The organism is Mycobacterium sp. DBP42 (assembly GCF_005924235.1).
GTDB classification, from domain to species: domain Bacteria; phylum Actinomycetota; class Actinomycetes; order Mycobacteriales; family Mycobacteriaceae; genus Mycobacterium; species Mycobacterium syngnathidarum.
This window is the reverse complement of record NZ_VCMY01000007.1, coordinates 73,634-92,634: the sequence shown is the minus strand read 5'-3', so window position 1 is coordinate 92,634 and position 19,001 is coordinate 73,634. Positions and strand designations below refer to the sequence as shown.

Annotated in this window: 17 protein-coding genes; 12 read left to right on the top strand and 5 right to left on the bottom strand. The window is 66.6% G+C overall.

Annotated elements, in window-relative coordinates:
* Positions 1 to 35: 35 nt before the first annotated feature.
* Positions 36 to 1,262: a cytochrome P450 gene (locus E0T84_RS10390; RefSeq protein ID WP_171054980.1), complete on the bottom strand. Its 1,227-nt coding sequence runs from the start codon at positions 1,260 to 1,262 to the stop codon at positions 36 to 38.
* A gap of 109 nt (positions 1,263 to 1,371) precedes the next feature.
* On the opposite strand from E0T84_RS10390, the gene purD reads away from it, so the two are divergent.
* The gene (gene purD, locus E0T84_RS10385; protein WP_070946228.1) at positions 1,372 to 2,649 is read left to right on the top strand and encodes a phosphoribosylamine--glycine ligase; all 1,278 of its coding nucleotides are present in this window, start codon (positions 1,372 to 1,374) and stop codon (positions 2,647 to 2,649) included.
* Here the strand turns inward: purD and E0T84_RS10380 are convergent.
* Positions 2,646 to 3,479: an alpha/beta hydrolase family protein gene (locus tag E0T84_RS10380; RefSeq protein ID WP_138744465.1), complete on the bottom strand. Its 834-nt coding sequence runs from the start codon at positions 3,477 to 3,479 to the stop codon at positions 2,646 to 2,648. The two genes, purD and E0T84_RS10380, sit on opposite strands and share 4 nt — an antisense overlap.
* A gap of 126 nt (positions 3,480 to 3,605) precedes the next feature.
* Here E0T84_RS10380 and E0T84_RS10375 point away from each other — a divergent pair, with 126 nt between their 5' ends.
* On the top strand, positions 3,606 to 4,244 hold the full coding sequence (locus tag E0T84_RS10375) for a TetR/AcrR family transcriptional regulator (protein ID WP_070946229.1): 639 nt from the start codon (positions 3,606 to 3,608) through the stop codon (positions 4,242 to 4,244).
* Between the two features lie 10 nt (positions 4,245 to 4,254).
* Positions 4,255 to 5,709, top strand: coding sequence for an APC family permease (locus tag E0T84_RS10370; protein WP_070946230.1), 1,455 nt, complete (start codon positions 4,255 to 4,257; stop codon positions 5,707 to 5,709).
* On the opposite strand, the gene relZ is transcribed toward E0T84_RS10370, so the two are convergent.
* Positions 5,706 to 7,430, bottom strand: coding sequence for a bifunctional ribonuclease/(p)ppGpp synthase (gene relZ, locus E0T84_RS10365; protein WP_138744409.1), 1,725 nt, complete (start codon positions 7,428 to 7,430; stop codon positions 5,706 to 5,708). The two genes, E0T84_RS10370 and relZ, sit on opposite strands and share 4 nt — an antisense overlap.
* A gap of 50 nt (positions 7,431 to 7,480) precedes the next feature.
* Here relZ and purB point away from each other — a divergent pair, with 50 nt between their 5' ends.
* From purB to E0T84_RS10350, 3 genes are read left to right on the top strand one after another with little or no spacing between them, the layout of a single operon-like run.
* Positions 7,481 to 8,899: an adenylosuccinate lyase gene (gene purB, locus E0T84_RS10360; protein ID WP_138744408.1), complete on the top strand. Its 1,419-nt coding sequence runs from the start codon at positions 7,481 to 7,483 to the stop codon at positions 8,897 to 8,899.
* Positions 8,896 to 10,104: a cytochrome P450 gene (locus E0T84_RS10355; protein WP_171054975.1), complete on the top strand. Its 1,209-nt coding sequence runs from the start codon at positions 8,896 to 8,898 to the stop codon at positions 10,102 to 10,104. The genes purB and E0T84_RS10355 overlap by 4 nt, the downstream gene beginning before the upstream one ends.
* Before the next feature lie 9 nt (positions 10,105 to 10,113).
* Positions 10,114 to 10,719 (top strand): DUF1707 domain-containing protein, encoded by a 606-nt coding sequence (locus E0T84_RS10350; protein WP_138744407.1) that lies wholly within the window; start codon positions 10,114 to 10,116, stop codon positions 10,717 to 10,719.
* Here E0T84_RS10350 and E0T84_RS10345 read toward each other — a convergent pair.
* Together E0T84_RS10345 and E0T84_RS10340 are read right to left on the bottom strand one after the other, a co-directional pair.
* Positions 10,670 to 11,563: a DUF559 domain-containing protein gene (locus E0T84_RS10345; RefSeq protein ID WP_138744406.1), complete on the bottom strand. Its 894-nt coding sequence runs from the start codon at positions 11,561 to 11,563 to the stop codon at positions 10,670 to 10,672. The two genes, E0T84_RS10350 and E0T84_RS10345, sit on opposite strands and share 50 nt — an antisense overlap.
* A 102-nt stretch (positions 11,564 to 11,665) precedes the next feature.
* Positions 11,666 to 12,289: a hypothetical protein gene (locus E0T84_RS10340; protein WP_138744405.1), complete on the bottom strand. Its 624-nt coding sequence runs from the start codon at positions 12,287 to 12,289 to the stop codon at positions 11,666 to 11,668.
* Positions 12,290 to 12,319: 30 nt separating this feature from the next.
* Here E0T84_RS10340 and E0T84_RS10335 point away from each other — a divergent pair, with 30 nt between their 5' ends.
* The 6 genes from E0T84_RS10335 to E0T84_RS10310 all read left to right on the top strand — a co-directional run bounded on the left by E0T84_RS10335 (position 12,320) and on the right by E0T84_RS10310 (position 18,982).
* Positions 12,320 to 13,207, top strand: a complete 888-nt coding sequence (locus E0T84_RS10335; RefSeq protein WP_138744404.1) for a phosphoribosylaminoimidazolesuccinocarboxamide synthase — start codon at positions 12,320 to 12,322, stop codon at positions 13,205 to 13,207.
* On the top strand, positions 13,204 to 15,378 hold the full coding sequence (locus E0T84_RS10330) for a S9 family peptidase (RefSeq protein ID WP_138744403.1): 2,175 nt from the start codon (positions 13,204 to 13,206) through the stop codon (positions 15,376 to 15,378). Before E0T84_RS10335 ends, E0T84_RS10330 begins: the two co-directional genes overlap by 4 nt.
* 79 nt (positions 15,379 to 15,457) lie before the next feature.
* Complete coding sequence (locus E0T84_RS10325) at positions 15,458 to 16,003, top strand: TetR/AcrR family transcriptional regulator (protein WP_070947079.1); 546 nt, start codon at positions 15,458 to 15,460, stop codon at positions 16,001 to 16,003.
* Between the two features lie 19 nt (positions 16,004 to 16,022).
* Entirely contained in the window at positions 16,023 to 16,511 is a 489-nt protein-coding gene (locus E0T84_RS10320) for a glutathione peroxidase (RefSeq protein WP_138744402.1), read from the top strand.
* 74 nt (positions 16,512 to 16,585) lie between these two features.
* Entirely contained in the window at positions 16,586 to 17,290 is a 705-nt protein-coding gene (locus tag E0T84_RS10315; protein WP_138744401.1) for a DUF2334 domain-containing protein, read from the top strand.
* A gap of 21 nt (positions 17,291 to 17,311) precedes the next feature.
* On the top strand, positions 17,312 to 18,982 hold the full coding sequence (locus E0T84_RS10310) for an FAD-binding dehydrogenase (RefSeq protein WP_070947068.1): 1,671 nt from the start codon (positions 17,312 to 17,314) through the stop codon (positions 18,980 to 18,982).
* Positions 18,983 to 19,001 lie beyond the last annotated feature (19 nt).

Below are 19,001 nucleotides of genomic sequence, written 5' to 3'. Positions count from 1 at the left end.
CGAATCCTAGAACAATGGGCCGGCCAGATAGCCGATCAACCGTGGTAGGAGACCGGCAGATCCTTGACCCCGTTGATCCACCCGGACCGGAGGCGTTGCGGCTCACCCAGTTTGGTGATGTCGGGGATCTGATCGGCGATCTCGTTGAACATCAGTTTGATCTCCATCCGTGCCAGGTTGGCGCCGATGCAGAAGTGCGCGCCGTTGCCGCCGAAGGCCAGGTGCGGATTGGGGTTGCGCAGGATGTTGAAGTCGAAGGGCTTGTCGAAGACTTCTTCGTCATAGTTGGCCGAGCTGTAGAACAGGCCGACACGCTGCCCGGCTTTCACGGTGACATCGCCGATCTGGGTGTCGGCCAGCGCGGTGCGCTGGAAGCAGTGCACCGGGGTGGCCCAGCGGATGATCTCGTCGACCGCGGTGTCCGGGCGCTCGCGCTTGAAAAGCTCCCACTGGTCCGGGTTTTCGAGGAAAGCGTTCATGCCGTGCGTCATGGCGTTGCGGGTGGTCTCGTTGCCGGCCACGGCCAGCAGGATCACGAAGAACGCGAACTCCACCTCGCCGAGCGAGTCACCATCGACGTCAGCCTGCACCAACCGCGTCACGATGTCGTCGGCCGGACACTTCCGGCGCTGTTCGGCCATGTTGTAGGCGTAGCCCATGAGCTCCGCGTTGGCCATCGTCGGATCGGCGTCGAAGTCCGGATCGTCGGTGTTCATGATGGCGTTGGTCCAGTGGAAGAGCTTCTCGCGGTCTGCCTCGGGGACACCGATCAGATCGGCGATGGCCAGCAGCGGCAGGCTCATCGCGACGTCGTCAACAAAGTTGCCGCTGCCCTTCGTGGCCGCCGCGGCCACGATCTCGCGGGCCGCCACCGCGAGCTTCTCCTCCAGCGCGGCCACCGAACGAGGGGTGAACAGTCGTGACACCAGCTTGCGTAGTCGGGTGTGCTCTGGCGCGTCGTGGTTGATCAGCAGGGCCTTGGTGAGGTCGAGTTGTTCTGAGGTGACCCCTTCGGGGAGGCGCATGACGGCCCCCTTGGCGTTGGTCGACCACACTGTGCCGCCGTCGCGGGAGATGGCCTTGATGTCCTCGTGGCGGGTGATCACCCAGTAACCGCCGTCATTGAAGATCGACTCGTCCTGCTCGTTCCACCACACCGGCGCGGTCTTGCGCAGTTGGGCGAACTCGTTGACGGGAATCCCGCGGAGCAGGACGTCGGGATCGGTGAAGTCGTACCCCGCGCCGAACGGGCAGGCGCTCATGGTGGTCAAGCCGGATCATCTCCTCGTGTGACGGCGAGCACATTCGATGATTCGACCATACACCGTGGGGTCAAGTGTATGCCCGCAGGTCTCCGGTTACGCTACGACCGTGCGCGTCCTCGTTATCGGTTCCGGTGCCCGTGAACACGCCCTGCTGCTGGCCCTGCGCCGCGACCCGCAGGTGGAGGAGTTGGCGGTGGCGCCGGGTAACGCCGGCACCCAGTCCATTGCCGACCAATACGACGTCGACATCACCTCCGGCGAGGCCGTGGTGAAGCTGGCCAAGCGGCTGGAAAGCGACCTGGTGGTGATCGGTCCCGAGGTGCCTCTGGTGCTCGGCGTGGCCGACGCCGTACGGGCAGCGGGCATCGCATGCTTCGGCGCCGGCAAGGACGCCGCCCGCATCGAGGGCTCGAAGGCATTCGCGAAGGACGTCATGGCCGCGGCCGGGGTCCGCACCGCGACCAGTGAGATCGTCGACAACCCGGCTCGTCTGGACGCCGCGCTGGACCGCTTCGGTCCGCCGGCCGGCCAGGCGGCCTGGGTGGTCAAGGACGACGGCCTGGCCGCCGGTAAGGGTGTGGTGGTCAGCGCTGATCGCGACGCGGCCCGTGCGCATGCCGCCAGCCTGCTGGACTCCGGGCACCCGGTGCTGCTGGAGTCGTTCCTGGACGGGCCCGAGGTGTCACTGTTCTGTGTGGTCGACGGCGCCACCGTGGTGCCACTGCTGCCCGCCCAGGACTTCAAGCGCGTCGGCGACGGGGACACCGGGCCGAACACCGGGGGCATGGGTGCCTATGCGCCGTTGCCCTGGCTGCCGGATTCGGTGAAATCGCAGATCGTCGATGAGATCGTCAAACCCGTTGCCGCAGAACTGGTTGCACGCGGCAGCTCGTTCTCGGGTCTGCTCTACGCCGGCCTGGCCATCACCTCGAACGGTCCGGCGGTGGTCGAGTTCAACTGCCGCTTCGGCGATCCGGAGACGCAATCGGTTCTGGCCCTGCTTGATTCGCCACTCGGGCAGCTCCTCAACGCCGCGGCCACCGGCGAGCTCGCCTCGTACGGCGACCTGCAGTGGCGCGATGGTTACGCCGTCACAGTCGTGGTGGCCGCGGAGAACTATCCCGGCCGGCCGCGCGTCGGCGACGTCATCCACGGATCCGAAGCCGACGGGGTGCTGCATGCCGGCACCGCGCGCCGTGAGGACGGTGAGGTGGTGTCCTCCGGCGGCCGGGTGCTCTCGGTGGTCGGCACCGGAGCGGACCTGCCTGCCGCACGCGAGGCGGCCTACGCGCTTACCAAGTCGATCCGGTTGCCGGGCAGCCACTTCCGCAGCGACATCGGGCTGGCTGCCGCCGAGGGGCGCATCAGCATCCAAGGCGCCTAGGCGACGAGCAGCGGGGCCATCCAGGCGATCTCGGCGGGCAGCTGCGAACTCCAGAAGCTTCCGTCATGGCCGCCGGGGGAGAAGCCGCCGGCAGGCGGGTTGGGCAGCTCGGCGATGAACTGCTTGGTGGCCGCATAGAACGGATCACTGTTGCCGCAATCGATCCGGATCGGGATCGACCCGAGGGCGGGCTGGCCCCAGACACTGTTGGCCGCGTAGTCCGATGCGCTGTCGAAGGCCCCGGGCGCGGCGGCCCCCGATGACGTCCACAATGCCGGGCTGACTGCGCAGATCGCCGCGGTGCGGGCCGGCCCGAGCCGCGAACCCAGCAGCAGCGCGCCGTAGCCGCCCATCGACCAGCCCAGGAACCCGACCCTCGAGGTGTCCAGGCCCTGATCGCCGAGCATCGGGATCAACTCGTCGAGCACCATCGCGCCCGAGTCCTCGCCAGATGCGCGTTTGTGCCAATAGCTTCCGCCGCCGTCGACGGCCACCACGGCGAACGGCGGCAGCCCGGCCGCCACCGCCTCGGCCAGACCCTGTTCCACGCCGCCGGCCATCACGCCGGCGGCATCCTGTCCTTTGCCGTGCAGCGCGATCACCGGACGGAGTTTGCCGGTTTGTCCCGGCGGGCGGGCGATCGCCCAGTTGGTGTTCGTCCCACCTCGCGCGGCCGACACGAACGACCCGGTGGTGAAAGTGGGCGCGGCCCCGGGGCTGGCGGGTGCGACGGGCGCGGCGGCGAGGGATAGGGCACCGGCGGCGCCGGCGGCCGCACCGACGCCGAGGCGCAGGACCGCGCGACGGGTCAACTTCGGCATGCGGGCCATCTTGCCATCGCCCGAGAATCGCATCGGTCGGTGGCATTCTCGGCCCGGCGCCGAGACGGCGGAAAAACCTGAGTAGAGCCTGATGATTGGCCGAAACCCCGATGCTGGAGGGGCCCGGCTGGCAGCATGTGGAAGGTGACGGCAGCGGTCACCCCTAAAGGGGAGCGTCGGCGGTACGCCCTCGTCAGGGCGGCCGCTGAATTGCTCTGCGAAGGCGGATTCGACGCCGTTCGGCACCGCGCTGTGGCCCGTCGTGCCGGCCTCCCGCTGGCGTCGACGACGTACTACTTCTCCTCACTCGACGACCTCATCGCGAAGGCGGTCGAGTACATCGGAACCCGAGAAGCCGAACATCTCAGCGCCGGTGTGGCCGCCCTCTCGCGACGGCGCCGCGGTGCCGAATCGACCGCTGACGTCCTCGTCGACTTGTTGCTCGGAGGATCGCCGGAGCGTCGCGGAATCGAAGAACTGATCTCGCGGTACGAGCGCTACATCGCGTGTGCGCGGCAGCCGGGCCTGCGCGATATTCAGCGCCGCATCCTGCAACAGCGCACCGACGCTGTGGTGGAGGTGGTGGAGCGCTCGGGACGCTCCGTGCGGGCCGAGCTGGTCACCGCTCTGGTGTGCGCCGTAGATGGCGCGGTTGTGGCATCGTTGGTCGACGAAGGCGAGGGGCCCAGGGCCAGTGCTCGCGCCACGCTGATCGACGTCATCGACGTGCTGGCGCCCGTCGACGAGCGGGCAGGTACGCGGCTGACCGGCTGAAGGAGGGGGAATGTCGCAACCTGCAACCGCGGAGGCGCCACAGCTCAAGCGGGTGATGGGGCCCGGACTCTTACTACTGTTCGTCGTCGGCGACATCCTCGGCACGGGTGTCTACGCGTTGACCGGGCAGGTCGCCAAGGAGGTGGGCGGCGCCGCGTGGCTGCCGTTCCTGGCCGCGTTCCTGATCGCCACCATCACCGCCTTCAGCTATCTGGAACTGGTCACCAAATATCCACAGGCCGCCGGCGCAGCCCTATACGCGCACAAGGCTTTTGGCATACACTTCGTCACCTTCCTGGTGGCGTTCATCGTGATGTGCTCCGGAATCACCTCGGCCTCAACGGCTTCGCGGTTCTTCGCGATCAGCTTCTTCGACGCGATAGAGATCAACTTCGGGCAGTTCTTCACCGATCACGTCGCTCAACTGAAAGTCGTCGGCGTCATCCTCCTTGCGCTGTTGTTCATGGCCTTGATCGCCGCGGTGAACCTGCGCGGCGTCAGCGAAAGCGTCAAACTGAACGTGATCCTGACATTCATCGAGATCACCGGTCTGGTACTCGTTGTCGCGGTGGGGGTGTGGGCCATCATCAGCGGGGTGGATGTCGACTTCTCCCGCGTCGTCGCATTCGACACCTCCGGAGAGAAGAACGCCTTCATCGCGGTCACCGCGGCGACGTCGCTGGCCTTCTTCGCGATGGTCGGGTTCGAGGATTCGGTCAATATGGCCGAGGAGACCAAGGATCCGGTGCGGATCTTCCCGAAGGTTCTGCTGACCGGCCTGGGAATCGCGGGCCTGGTCTACGTCGTCGTCGCCATCATCGCGGTGGCGCTCGTGCCGGTCGGGGCACTTGCCGAGTCTGACTCCTCACCGCTGGTCAAGGTGATGGAGGCAGCCGCACCCGGGCTTCCTTTCTCGAACATTCTCCCTGTCATCTCGATGTTCGCGGTATCGAACACCGCATTGATCAACATGCTGATGGCCAGTCGTCTGATCTACGGCATGGCCCGCCAGCACGTGTTGCCCCCAGTGCTCGGCGTCGTGCACCCGAAGCGGCACACACCTTGGGTGGCAATCATTTTCACCACCGTGATCGCGTTCGGGCTGATCTTCTACGTATCGGCGTTCGCGAGCGGCGACACGGTCGCGATTCTCGGCGGTACCACTTCACTGCTGCTGCTCGCGGTCTTCTCTGTGGTCAACATCGCGGTGCTGGTACTGCGCCGCGACGTGCGAAAAGAAGGCGGGCACTTCAAGACTCCGACGGTGCTGCCCGTCATCGGCTTCATCGCCTCGATGTATCTGGTGCTGCCGACGTCGGGACGGCCGGCCGTGCAGTATGTGCTGGCACTCGCATTGGTCGCCACCGGCGTGGTGTTGTTCCTGATCACCAAGCTGATCAACAAGCAACTCGGTATCACCGGGCCCGGTATTACCGACCCGACCCATCTCGCCGACGCGCCCTAGGGTTCGGCGAGTAACTTCTCAATCCGGTTCTGCAGCAACGGGATCCGGTGCGCATTGCCGTCCAGACCGATGTAGCGGTCGTCGAACACGGCCAGGAGGGCATCGTCGAGGCGACGCACCGCGCCTGGCGGGAACCGGTAGTCCATCAGCCGGTTGATCTCGTCGGTGTCCACCGAGTCCAGCACGCCCGTGAGCGCTTCCAGCGAGGTGATGCCGAGCTCGAGCAGTAGCCCCGAGATCCAGCTGTAGTGGTCCGTGCGTGACCAGCCGGCGTCGGGGAAGCGGTTGCCCAGATAGGTGGCCAGTACCGGGGTCGGAATGCGCGCGTCCCTCAAGAACCCAGGGGGCACGTCATCCTCCTCGTCGGTCATGGTCTGCCGCAGCCGTTCCCGGATCTCGGTGAATTCACGGTCGGCGAGCTCCAACAGACCGGCGGCCAGCGTGAACCGGCGATCCAGTTCGCTGACGTGCTCGGCCGGTATCGACCCCTTGTACCGCACGTCATGCTCGAACTCGGCCCACGCGTGCTGGAGCACGGTACGTACCTGGATGGACGCCGGATACTGTTCGCCTTCGACCCCGAACAGCAGATGCCGACTCGCATACCCCCAGCGGCCCTGACGGGCGGTCTGCAGACCCATGTCCTGGTCGTCGAGCAGCCGCATCTCCTCGGCCAGCAGGTTGGCCACCGCGTCGACGTCCTCGCGCAGGTAGGTGATGACGCGCAGCCCGACCTGGTCGGTGATCTCCACCAGCGGATCGCTGTACATCGGCGTCCCGTCGGGCGCGCGCCGGTTGGCCTTCATCGCGAACGAATCGACGCTCTTGGTCCGTGCCGCGATGCTCAGATAGTTGATGCCCGCCTCATCGAGCAGTCCGGTGACCAGCTTGAGGTACTGCTCGGTGGCCGCCACCAGATCCGGGCGCCGGGCAGCATATTCGGCCACTGCCTTGGACGGGGCTGCCCCGCGGCCCGGTGCGGGCCGCGGCCCAGGGCGCCGATCGGAAGGCAGGGACGGGGTGACGATGTAACCCGAGGCGAAGTCGCCGTAGATCGTGACGTCCTCGGGCCGGTGATACCAGTACAGCGCGATGTACGCGCACAGCAGCGCATCCACCGGATCCTCGTCACGGTCGAGCTGACCCGGCCGGGTGGCAGCCTCGATCCGCTTACGCAGTTCCACCCAGCTGACGTTCCGGTTGGCGCGCAATCGAGGCGTCGCCCCGTCGAGTTCGTCGATGAACGTCATCAACCTCAGCAGTTCGCGCTGCCGGTCGCCGAACGCGCCCCGCTTGTACTTCAAGGTCTTGTCGAGCCCGAACAGCGCGACGCTCGCCGGGTGCGGATAAACCTCGATCGCGCGCCGGTTCGACGACGACGACGGATCCATGTCGAGGCCCAGCGAGGCGGCGAGACGCGCGGCACGCGGATGCTTGAACTCCGGTCGTTCGGTGAATGCCGGGCGTGCTCCGGCGTCGAACCGCTGGAAGTCGCGGTTGAGATCCCGCTCGCACGGGCGGTGGCCCGTCGGGTTCTTGACGATCAGCGGAGCGTCGATGGCGACCAGGCAATCGCCGCTGACGTAGGGCTCGATGGCCGCCGCGATGTCGTCGTCGTCCTGGGCCACACCGACGTGAAGAACCCGCCCACCGGCGTCGATGACCGCCACACCCGTCTGGTTCTTCTCGCCCCATGCGAGGTCGAGTCCGACGAAGTACATCCGTCCACTGTCTCATTGGTCCGGGTGCCGGGGCCGTAAGCTGTGTGTTCGTGACGATCCCGAATGTTCTGGCCAACCGCTACGCCAGCGACGAAATGGTCGCGATCTGGTCACCGGAGGCCAAGATCGTCGCCGAACGCCGACTGTGGCTCGCTGTCCTGCGTGCGCAGTCCGAGCTGGGCGTCTCGGTGCCCGACGGCGTGATCGACGACTACGAGCGTGTTCTGGAGAACGTCGACCTCGTCTCGATCGCCGCCCGTGAGCGTGTCACCCGCCACGACGTCAAGGCCCGCATCGAGGAGTTCAACGCGCTGGCCGGGCACGAACACGTGCACAAGGGCATGACCAGCCGTGACCTCACCGAGAACGTCGAGCAACTGCAGATCCGCAACTCCCTAGAGTTGGTTTTCGCCCACGGCGTGGCCGTCGTCGCGCGGCTGGCCGAACGCTCCGTGGTCTACCGCGACGTGGTGATGGCCGGCCGGTCGCACAACGTGGCCGCGCAGGCGACCACGCTGGGCAAGCGGTTCGCCTCGGCCGCCGAGGAGACGCTGCTGGCGCTGACCCGGCTGCGTGAGCTGATCGACCGCTACCCGCTGCGCGGCATCAAGGGCCCCATGGGCACCGCCCAGGACATGCTCGACCTGTTCGACGGCGACACCGAGAAACTCGCCGAGCTGGAACGGCGTGTCGCCCAGTTCCTCGGCTTCACTGAGGTTTTCACCAGCGTCGGGCAGGTATACCCGCGCTCGCTGGACCACGACGTACTCTCCGCGCTGGTGCAGGTGGGGGCAGGCCCGTCCTCGCTGGCACACACGATCCGGCTGATGGCCGGCCATGAGCTGGTCACCGAGGGCTTCGCGCCCGGCCAGGTCGGCTCGTCGGCCATGCCGCACAAGATGAACACCCGGTCCTGCGAGCGGGTCAACGGCCTGCAGGTGGTACTGCGCGGCTACGCCTCGATGGCCGCCGAACTGTCCGGTGCGCAGTGGAACGAGGGCGACGTTTTCTGCTCGGTGGTGCGCCGCGTCGCGTTGCCCGACGGTTTCTTCGCCATCGACGGGCAGACCGAGACCTTCCTGACCGTGCTCGACGAGTTCGGTGCCTACCCGGCGGTGATCCAGCGAGAGTTGGATCGGTACCTCCCGTTCCTGGCCACCACGCGAATTTTGATCGCCGCGGTGCGTGCGGGTGTGGGCCGCGAAACCGCGCACGAGGTGATCAAGGAACACGCCGTCGCCGTCGCCTTGGCGATGCGCGAGCAGGGGCGTGAGCCCGATCTGCTGGACCGGCTGGCCGCCGATCCACGGCTGCCGCTGGACCGGGCCGCTTTGGAGGCCGCGCTCGCCGACAAACAGGCCTTCACCGGAGCGGCAGGCGCCCAGGTCGACGGTGTTGTCGCCGCCGTCGACGACCTGGTCAGCCGCTACCCGGAAGCCGCCAAGTACACCTCGGGTGCCATCTTGTGAGTTTGGCGGCCGACCTCACCGACCTCGACAACTTCGCTGCCGGATTCCCGCACGAGTTGTTCGCCGCACACCGCCGTGACGCACCGGTGTACTGGCACGAGCCCACCGAGCACACGCCGGACGGCGAAGGCTTCTGGTCGGTGGCCACCCACGCCGAAACCCTTGCGGTGCTGCGCGATGCGGACACCTACTCCTCGGTGACCGGTGGCACCCGGCCCTACGGCGGCACGCTGCTTCAGGACCTGTCGATCGCCGGGCAGGTGCTCAACATGATGGACGACCCGCGCCACGCCGAGATCCGCCGACTCGTCAGCTCTGGACTGACCCCGCGGATGATCCGGCGCGTCGAAGACGATCTGCGGGCTCGAACCCGCCGGTTGCTCGACGACGTTGAGCCAGGTGTGCCATTTGACTTCCTGGTCGACGTGGCCGCTGAGCTGCCCATGCAGATGATCTGCATTCTGCTGGGAGTGCCTGAATCCGAACGGCATTGGCTGTTTCATGCGATCGAACCGCAGTTTGATTTCGGTGGTTCTCGTTCGGCGGCCATGGCCCAGATGTCGGCCGAGGAGGCCGGCTCACGGATGTACACCTACGGGCAGGAACTCATCGCCGCCAAACGTGCCGAGCCGACCGACGACATGCTGTCGGTGGTGGCCAACGCAACGGATGCCTGCCTTTCCGACTTGGAGCTGTATCTGTTCTTTTCCCTGCTGTTCAGCGCCGGGGCAGAGACCACCCGCAACTCGGTGGCGGGTGGGCTACTGGCCCTGATCGAAAACCCTTCGCAGATGGCGTTGTTGCGTGCGGATCTCGGAGAGCTGTCCACCGCGGTCGAAGAGATGGTGCGCTGGACCTCGCCGTCACCGTCGAAACGCCGCACCGCGACCCGAGCCGTGACATTGGGCGGCTGCGACATCGAGCCCGGGCAGAAGGTACAGGTCTGGGAAGGCTCGGCGAACCGGGACTCGCTGGTCTTCGACCAGCCGGATGTTTTTGACATCACGCGTAAGCCAAACCCGCACTTGGGTTTCGGCTACGGCATTCACTACTGCCTGGGTGCCAACCTGGCCCGGCTGGAACTTCGCGTGCTGTTCGAGGAATTGCTGACCCGGTTCTCGTCGGCGCGCCTGGTCAAACCCGTGGAGTGGACCCGCAGCAACCGGCACACCGGCATCCGGCATCTGGTGGTCGAGCTCGCCTAACCTCGGGGCATGGACTCCGGCCCGAATGACCACCTCCGAGTCTCAGACGCCGAGCGCGCGAAGGTGGGGCAACTCCTCGAACGTGCGGTCGCCGAGGGCATGATCACGCTCGACGAATTCAGCGACCGCTACGACGCCGCCCTGGCCGCCCGCACGCGTGGCGAGTTGGGCGCAGTCGTGGCGGACCTGCCGATGGCCCTGCCCCCGACGGCCGCCGCACCGCACCTGCCCGCGGCGGCGCTCGACCAGGCCCCAGAGGAACTGCGCGGCTGGATGTCCTCGATCGTGCGGCGCGGACAGTGGAGGGTGGCGCCGTCCCTGCGCCTCAACACTCGGCTGTGCAGCACAACCCTCGACTTCACCTCTGCGGTGCTGTCCCGGCCTGTGGTCGAGATCGTCATCGACGATTACTGCAGCAGCACCGAGCTCATCGTTCCCGCCGCGGCCACCGCCGATCTCAACAGCGTCGACGCGATCGCAGGCAGTTCCACGGTCAAGGTACGCACCAGCCCGCCGTCGGATCAGCTGCATCTCATCGTGCGCGGCCGCGTGCGGATGGGGTCGGTCACCGTGCGGCAACCGTTCGGAAGCTGGCTGCGGCGCTTGACTGGATAGCCAGGCGAATCTCGGCGATCACCCGCTGCGGATACTCGGTCAGGTCCAACCAGGTGAATCGCAGTACCTGCCAGCCCATCAGGGCGATCTCATTTTGCTTGACGCGGTCCTTGTGAAAGTCGTCGTGGTCGTGGTGAAAAGCCCAGCCATCGGTCTCGACAGCGACCTTGTGACCGGGAAAAGCCACGTCGATCACATAGCGGCCCAGGCGGTAGTTGGCCTTCCATCCTGTGATGCGGGCTTCTCTGAGCAGCTTGATCAGCAGCCGTTCGGCTTCTGACCGTGCTCCGTCGGCCGCTGCGATGAGCAACCTGCGCGCAGCGGGCGAGCCGTGCCTGCCTTTGTTGCGAAGATGTGCCCGCCACAGGTCACGCAGTTCGGTATGGCGCTGCAGCGCGGTGTCCATCAGCTTGGTGCCGCCACCACGGCGGGCTGCGGCTTCGACGACAGTGAGCGGCAACGTGGTCACTTGTAGTCCGCGGCGTTCGACGACGTCATGCGGGTCGAGGTCCCGCCGGCGCAGTTTCGTACCAGGGTGTGCCCGAAGCCGACTGGCCCGCGGAACAGTCGCTTCGATGATCTGCGGTGGGTACTTGGTAATCCCGTGCCACCATGCGGCAACCAGCCCGCTTGCGACCGCGTGCGGGCCATACGACCACACGCCGACCCGAGCACGGGCACTGTCGGTGAACGGCCTGTCATCAACGAAGTACACGCCGCGGGCGCAGCGGATCCAGCGCCCGGCCTTCACCCGGCAGTCAACCATGTCCTGGCTGAGTCCTGACTGCTTGGCCTGAGCCAGGGTGATGACGCCGTCGTGGTCCCGCAGATAGTCGTCCAGCACATGCGATTGGACGTGGTTGGGTCGTCAAACGGTTCCCACCCTGCGATTTGTGGAGTTCTAACCGTGCTCGTGACGGCTAAAACTCCACAAATCACTGGGAAATCACTCGATGCGGCGCAGACGCATGCCGGCCGACCGCAGCTCCAGGGCGGCCAGGCCGCGAATGGCCTGCCGGTCTTGGCTGCGCCACGCCCCGACCGGGTCATCGGACACGGATGTCAGCTTGGCCAGCGGCCGGTTGGCCAGTGCCCGCAGGGCGAGCAACTGTTCCCCGGCCGCGGTCGAGGCCAGGGTGATCGCGGTCCACTTGCGCCGGAAGAACCGCACCCGGAGATAGAGCCAGGGCATGGCGACGAACAGGATCGGTGCGGCGGCCACCGCCAGGGCCAACACCCAGGCCAGCCAGCTCGCGGTGCTGTCCAGGTTGGCGCCCGCACCGGCGATGTCGAGGGCCGCGTCACTGGCGGCGCGCAGCGGTTTGCTCAAGGTGTCACCGATCAGCGGAACGTTGTCGGTGCTGTCGCCGGCGGAGCCGAGGTTGTCGGCAACGCCGTTGGCGCCGCTCTGGACCTGCCTGCCGACCTCGGCGATGGTCGACACCGCCGAATAGACCGCCACCCCGACCAATATCCACACCGCGGTCCAGGTGATGACGGCCACGTCGCTGAACAACTGGGCCAACAAGCGGCCGGGTCTGCTGGCATAGGGCAGGTACCGCGATCTCATGAAACAGATCCCAACACATAGGCTGGCCCAATGCGCCCCGCTCTGTCCGACTATCAGCACCTGGCCAGCGGCAAAGTCCGCGAGTTGTACCGCATCGACGACGAGCACCTGCTGTTCGTGGCGACCGACCGGATCTCGGCCTACGACTACGTCCTCGACTCGCAGATCCCGGATAAGGGCCGGATCCTGACGGCGATGAGCGTGTTCTTCTTCGACCTGATCAGCGCTCCCAATCATCTGGCCGGCCCACCGGACGACAAGCGCATTCCCGCCGACGTGCTGGGCCGCGCGCTGGTGGTCAAGCAACTGAAGATGCTGCCCGTGGAGTGTGTAGCCCGGGGCTACCTGACCGGCTCGGGGCTGCTCGACTATCAAGCCTCGGGATCGGTGTGCGGGATCCCGCTGCCACCCGGGCTCGGTGAGGCGAGCAAGTTCGACGAGCCGCTGTTCACCCCGGCCACCAAGGCGGACATCGGCGAGCATGACGAGAACATCTCGTTCGACCACGTGATCGATCTGGTTGGCCCGGCGCTGGCCAATCAGCTCAAGGAACGCACGCTGCAGACCTACATCCAAGGTGCGGATCATGCGCTCACCAAGGGCATCATCATCGCCGACACCAAGTTCGAGTTCGGCGTCGACCAGGACGGCACGGTGGTTCTGGCCGATGAGGTCTTCACCCCGGACTCTTCCCGGTATTGGCGCGCCGAGACCTATCGGCAGGGTGTGGTGCAGGACAGCTTCGACAAACAGTTCGTCCGCAACTGGCTGACCGGGCCGGACTCTGGCTGGGATCGGCACGGCGGCACCCCGCCGCCACCATTGCCCGAGGAGATCGTGGCCGCCACCAGGGGCCGGTACATCGAGGCCTACGAACGGATTTCGGGCTTGCGCTTCGACGATTGGATCGGTGCATGAGCCAGTCGGTGCAGCCCCCGGTGGCCAAGCGCGGCAATCACCGCCGCGAACATCACGGTGACGTGTTCATCGATCCTTATGAATGGTTGCGCGACAAGGACAATCCCGAGGTGATCGCGCACCTGGAGGCCGAGAACGCCTACACCGAGGTCGCCACCGCCCATCTGGAACCATTGCGGCAGAAGATCTTCGACGAGATCAAGGCCCGCACCAAGGAAACCGATCTTTCGGTGCCGATGCGCCGCAACGGCTGGTGGTATTACGCACGTAGCTTCGAGGGCAAGCAGTACGCGGTGCACTGCCGGTGCCCGATCGGCGATCCCGACGACTGGACCCCACCCGAGCTCGGCGAGGGGGCCGAGCTCCCCGGCGAGCAGGTCCTGCTCGACGAGAATATCGAGGCCGACGGCCACGAGTATTTCTCGCTCGGTGCGGCCACGGTGAGCCTGGACGGCAACATCCTGGCCTACTCGGTGGACGTCAAGGGTGACGAGCGATATACCTTGAAGTTCAAGGATTTACGTACCGGCGAGCTCTACGACGACACGATCACGGGGATCGGCGCGGGCGGCACCTGGGCCGCCGACAGCCGCACCCTGTACTACACCACGGTGGATGACGCGTGGCGGCCGGACACCGTATGGCGGCATCGGCTGGCCTCCGGTCTGCCTTCTGAGAAGGTCTACCACGAACCCGACGAACGGTTCTGGGTCGCGATCGGGCGCAGCCGCAGTGACAAGTACCTGTTCGTCGCCTCGGGCAGCGCGGTCACCACCGAGGTCCGTTATGTGGACGCGAATGACCCGACCGCCGAACTCACCACGGTGTGGGAGCGTCGCGATCTGGTGGAGTACTCCGTCGAGCACGCTGTGGTCGGCGGTGAGGACCGGTTCCTGATCCTGCACAACGACGGTGCCGAGAACTTCATGTTGGTCGACGCTCCGGTCAGTGACCCGAGTGATTTCCGCACCGTGATCGAACACCGGACCGATGTGCGTCTGGACGGTGTCGACGCGTTCGACGGCTTCCTGGTGATCAGCTATCGCAGTGAGGCATTGCCGAAGATGGCGCTGTGGCCGCTCACGGCCGATGGCTACGGCACGCGCGAGGAGCTGACCTTCGACTCCGAGCTGACGGCCGCAGGAATGGGCGGCAACCCGAACTGGTCCACTCCCAAGCTGCGGATCGGGGCGACGTCGTTCATCACGCCGGCCCGGATCTACGATCTGGACCTGGCTAAGCCCGAAGGTGCTCCTCACGTGCGCGCTGGCGAGCGCACCCTGCTGCGGGAGCAACCTGTGCTGGGCGGCTACCGGCCCGAAGACTATGTGGAGCGCCGGGATTGGGCGATCGCATCCGACGGGGCGCGGATCCCGATCTCCATCATCCATCGGGCCGGACTGCAGTTCCCGGCGCCGGCGTTGCTCTACGGCTATGGCGCTTACGAGTCGTGTGAGGATCCGCGGTTCTCGATCGCAAGGTTGTCGCTTTTGGACCGCGGCATGGTGTTCGTGATCGCTCACGTGCGCGGGGGCGGAGAGTTGGGGCGGCCGTGGTATGAGCACGGCAAGCTTCTGGAGAAGGCCAACACCTTCACCGACTTCATCGCGGCCGCACGGCATCTCGTGGACACCGGAGTGACCCGACCGCAGAACCTGGTGGCTCTCGGGGGCAGCGCCGGTGGCTTGTTGATGGGCGCGGTGGCCAACATGGCTCCGGAGCTGTTCGCCGGAATTCTGGCCCAGGTGCCGTTCGTCGATGCGTTGACCACGATCCTGGACCCGTCCTTGCCGCTGACCGTGACCGAGTGGGACGAGTGGGGAAATCCGTTGGAGGACCCCGAGGTTTACCGCTACATGAAGTCATACACGCCCTACGAGAATGTGGCGGCGCAGGACTATCCGGCCATCCTGGCGATGACCTCGCTCAACGACACCCGGGTGTACTACGTCGAACCGGCCAAATGGGTTGCGGCCCTGCGGCACGCGAAGACCGATGGTCATCCGGTACTGCTGAAGACGGAGATGGTGGCCGGCCACGGTGGTCTGTCCGGACGCTACGAGCGGTGGAAGGAAGCCGCGTTCCAGTACGCCTGGCTGCTGGCTGCCGCCGATCCCGACAATTACGGCAGCGGCCAGGTGGGCAGCCTCTTCGGCGGTCCGAACGCCTGACTGCGGGATCGTCGGTATCGATCGACGCACGCGGGCACTGATCTAGTCGTTGTCAAGATTCGGGGCTAGGATGGCCGGCATGGGCTATCACCACGGCGACCTGCGGGCCGTGATCCTCGCTCAGGCCGCCGACCTGGTGGCCGAGCGTGGCGCCGACGGCATTTCGCTACGCGAGCTAGCCCGCGCCGCGGGCGTCTCCCACGCCGCTCCCGCGCACCACTTCACGGACCGGCGCGGCTTGTTCACCGCGCTGGCCACCGAAGGGTTTCAGCTTCTGGCCGCGGCGTTGACTGACGCCCGGCCGCAATTCATCGATGCCGCCAAGGCCTATGTGCGGTTCGCCCTCGACCACCCCGGCCACTACCAGGTGATGTTCGATAAATCGCTCTACGACGACGCCGACGCCCAGCTGGTTGCCGCCTCGGCGGCCGCCGGCGCCGAGCTGAACCGCGGCGTCGGTACCCTGGCCGATCCGAAGGCCGCTGCCGATCCGAACGGTGCAGCTCTGGCGGCTTGGTCTCTGGTGCATGGTTTTTCGATGTTGTGGCTCAACGACGCGATCGACACCGCGGGTGATCCGATCGCGAAGGTGGAGGGTCTGGCCGCGATCTTGTTCGACGGGTAGGTCCGGTAGCGTCGCAAGCATGAGCCTCAAGGACATCCCGCTGACCACCCTCGACGGCAAATCCACCACATTGGCCGAGTTGGCCGACGGCGCTGCACTGGTGGTCAACGTGGCCTCGAAATGCGGATTGACGCCGCAGTACAGCGCGCTGGAGAAGCTCGCGCAGGAATACGCGGCTCGCGGGCTGACCGTCGTCGGGGTCCCGTGCAACCAGTTCATGGGTCAGGAGCCGGGCTCCGCCGAGGAGATCCAGACGTTCTGCTCGACCACGTACGGCGTGACGTTCCCGTTGCTGGCCAAGGCCGACGTCAACGGCGCCGACCGTCACCCGCTCTACGCCGAGCTGGCCCAAGCCGCCGACGTCGCCGGAGAGGCCGGCGATATCCAGTGGAACTTCGAGAAGTTCCTGCTGACCCCCGGCGGTGAGGTGGCCAACCGGTTCCGTCCCCGCACCGAGCCGGACGCACCCGAGGTGATCGCGGCCATCGAGGCGGTCCTGCCGGCCTGATCTCTGGCCCAATGGACACTCTGTGTCAGAGTGTTCGACACCGTCCCGACATGTGACGTTGCCACACTGGCAGCGTGACCGGACAACTCATCGTCTCGATATCGCAGCTCAGCGATCGCACGCTGGGTGATGTCGCGTCCTTCTCCGCCGAACTCGATGCCCGTGGCGTGCCCGCCTCATTGTTGGTGGCACCCCGGCTCAAAGGTGGCTACCGGTTGGATCGCGACGCCGACACCGTCGAGTGGGTGGCCCGACGTCGCAGTGGCGGCGACGCCGTCGTGTTGCACGGCTACGACGAGGCGGCCACCAAGAAGCGTCGCGGCGAGTTTGCCTCGCTGCCTGCCCACGAGGCCAACCTGAGGTTGATGGGCGCCGACCGGGTGCTCGAGCATGTCGGCTTGCGTACCAGGCTGTTCGCCGCTCCCGGCTGGACCGTCTCGCCCGGCACGGTGAGAGCCTTGCCGCGCAACGGCTTTCGTTTGCTGGCCGATCTGAACGGGGTCACCGACCTGGTCCGCCAGACCACGACACGAGCCCGCGTGGTGGGCATCGGAGAGGGATTTCTGTCGGAGCCGTGGTGGTGCCGCACCGTCGTGCTCTCGGCGGAACGCACGGCGCGCCGCGCAGGCACGGTCCGCGTCGCGGTTGCCGCACGGCACCTGCGCCGGCCCGGCCCCCGGCAGGCCATGCTCGATGCGATCGACCTGGCTTTGCTGCACCAGTGCGTGCCCGCCGTCTACCAGTGGCGAGGATTTTCGGTACTGACCGACGCGGCCTGACAACGGCTAGTCTTGCGTCTCATGGCAGACGCCGATGTCATTGTCGTGGGGGCGGGTCTCGCCGGGCTGGTGGCAGCGTGCGAACTGGTCGAGCACCCCGGCGGAGCCGGGAATTCGGGCCGGAGCCTCCGAGTCCTCGTCCTCGATCAGGAGAACGCTGCCAACCTGGGCGGCCAGGCATTCTGGTCTTTCGGTGGACTCTTTTTCGTCGACAGCCCCGAACAGCGCAGGCTCGGTATCCGCGACAGCCAGGAACTGGCGTTGCAGGACTGGCTGGGCACCGCGGGGTTCGACCGTCCCGAGGACCATTGGCCCCGGGAGTGGGCGCACGCTTATGTCGATTTCGCGGCCGGGGAGAAACGCAGCTGGTTGCGCGCCCGGGGCCTGCAGACCTTCCCGTTGGTCGGGTGGGCCGAACGGGGCGGTTACGGCGCGCTGGGTCACGGCAATTCGGTGCCGCGGTTCCACATCACCTGGGGGACCGGGCCGGCGATCGTCGACGTCTTCGCCCGCCGGTTGGCGGGGGAGCCCCGGGTGCGGTTCGCGCACCGGCACCGCGTTGACGAGCTCATCGTCTCTGAGGGGGCCGTGACGGGGGTGCGTGGTGCGGTGCTGGAGCCGTCCGACGCCCCACGCGGGGCAGCGTCGTCACGGAACGTCGTCGGGGAGTTCGAGTTCCGCGCTTCCGCGGTGATCGTGGCCAGCGGCGGGATCGGCGGCAACCACGATCTGGTGCGTAAGAACTGGCCGGCTCGCATGGGCCGGGTGCCCGAGCAATTGCTCAGCGGTGTCCCCGCGCACGTCGACGGCCGGATGATCGGCATCTCCGAGGCTGCCGGCGCAAACGTCATCAACAGCGACCGGATGTGGCACTACACCGAAGGCATCACCAACTACGACCCCATCTGGCCCGACCACGGTATCCGCATCCTGCCCGGCCCCTCGTCATTGTGGTTGGACGCCAACGGAAAACGGTTGCCCGGCCCGCTGTATCCCGGCTTCGACACCCTGGGCACGCTCGAGCACATCTGCCGCACCGGGCAGGATTACACCTGGTTCATCCTCAACGCGCGGATCATCGCCAAGGAGTTCGCGTTGTCGGGTCAGGAGCAGAACCCCGACCTCACCTCGCGCAGCGTGCGCGAGGTGCTGTCACGGGTACGTCCCGGCGCACCGGCGCCGGTACAGGCATTCGTCGACCGCGGAGTCGACTTCGTCAGCGCCCGCACGCTGCGCGAACTCGTCGCCGCCATGAACGATGTGCCGGATGTGGTCGAACTCGACTACGCCACAGTGGCCGCCGAAGTCACCGCGCGGGATCGTGAGGTGGTCAACAAGTTCACCAAGGACGGGCAGGTCACCGCGATCCGGGCGGCCCGCGGCTACCTCGGTGACCGGTTCAGTCGCGTCGTGGCCCCGCATCGGCTCACCGATCCGAAGGCCGGACCGATGATCGCCGTAAAACTGCATATTCTGACCCGAAAGTCCTTGGGCGGGTTGGAAACCGATCTGGACTCGCGCGTACTCAAGGAGGACGGCACCGCGTTCGCCGGCCTCTATGCCGCGGGCGAGGCCGCCGGATTCGGCGGCGGTGGGGTGCATGGCTACCGGTCCCTGGAGGGCACGTTCCTGGGCGGCTGCATCTTCTCCGGCCGCGCGGCCGGTCGTGGCGCGGCCGGAGACATTGCGTAGGCCCCCGGCCCCTTGGCTC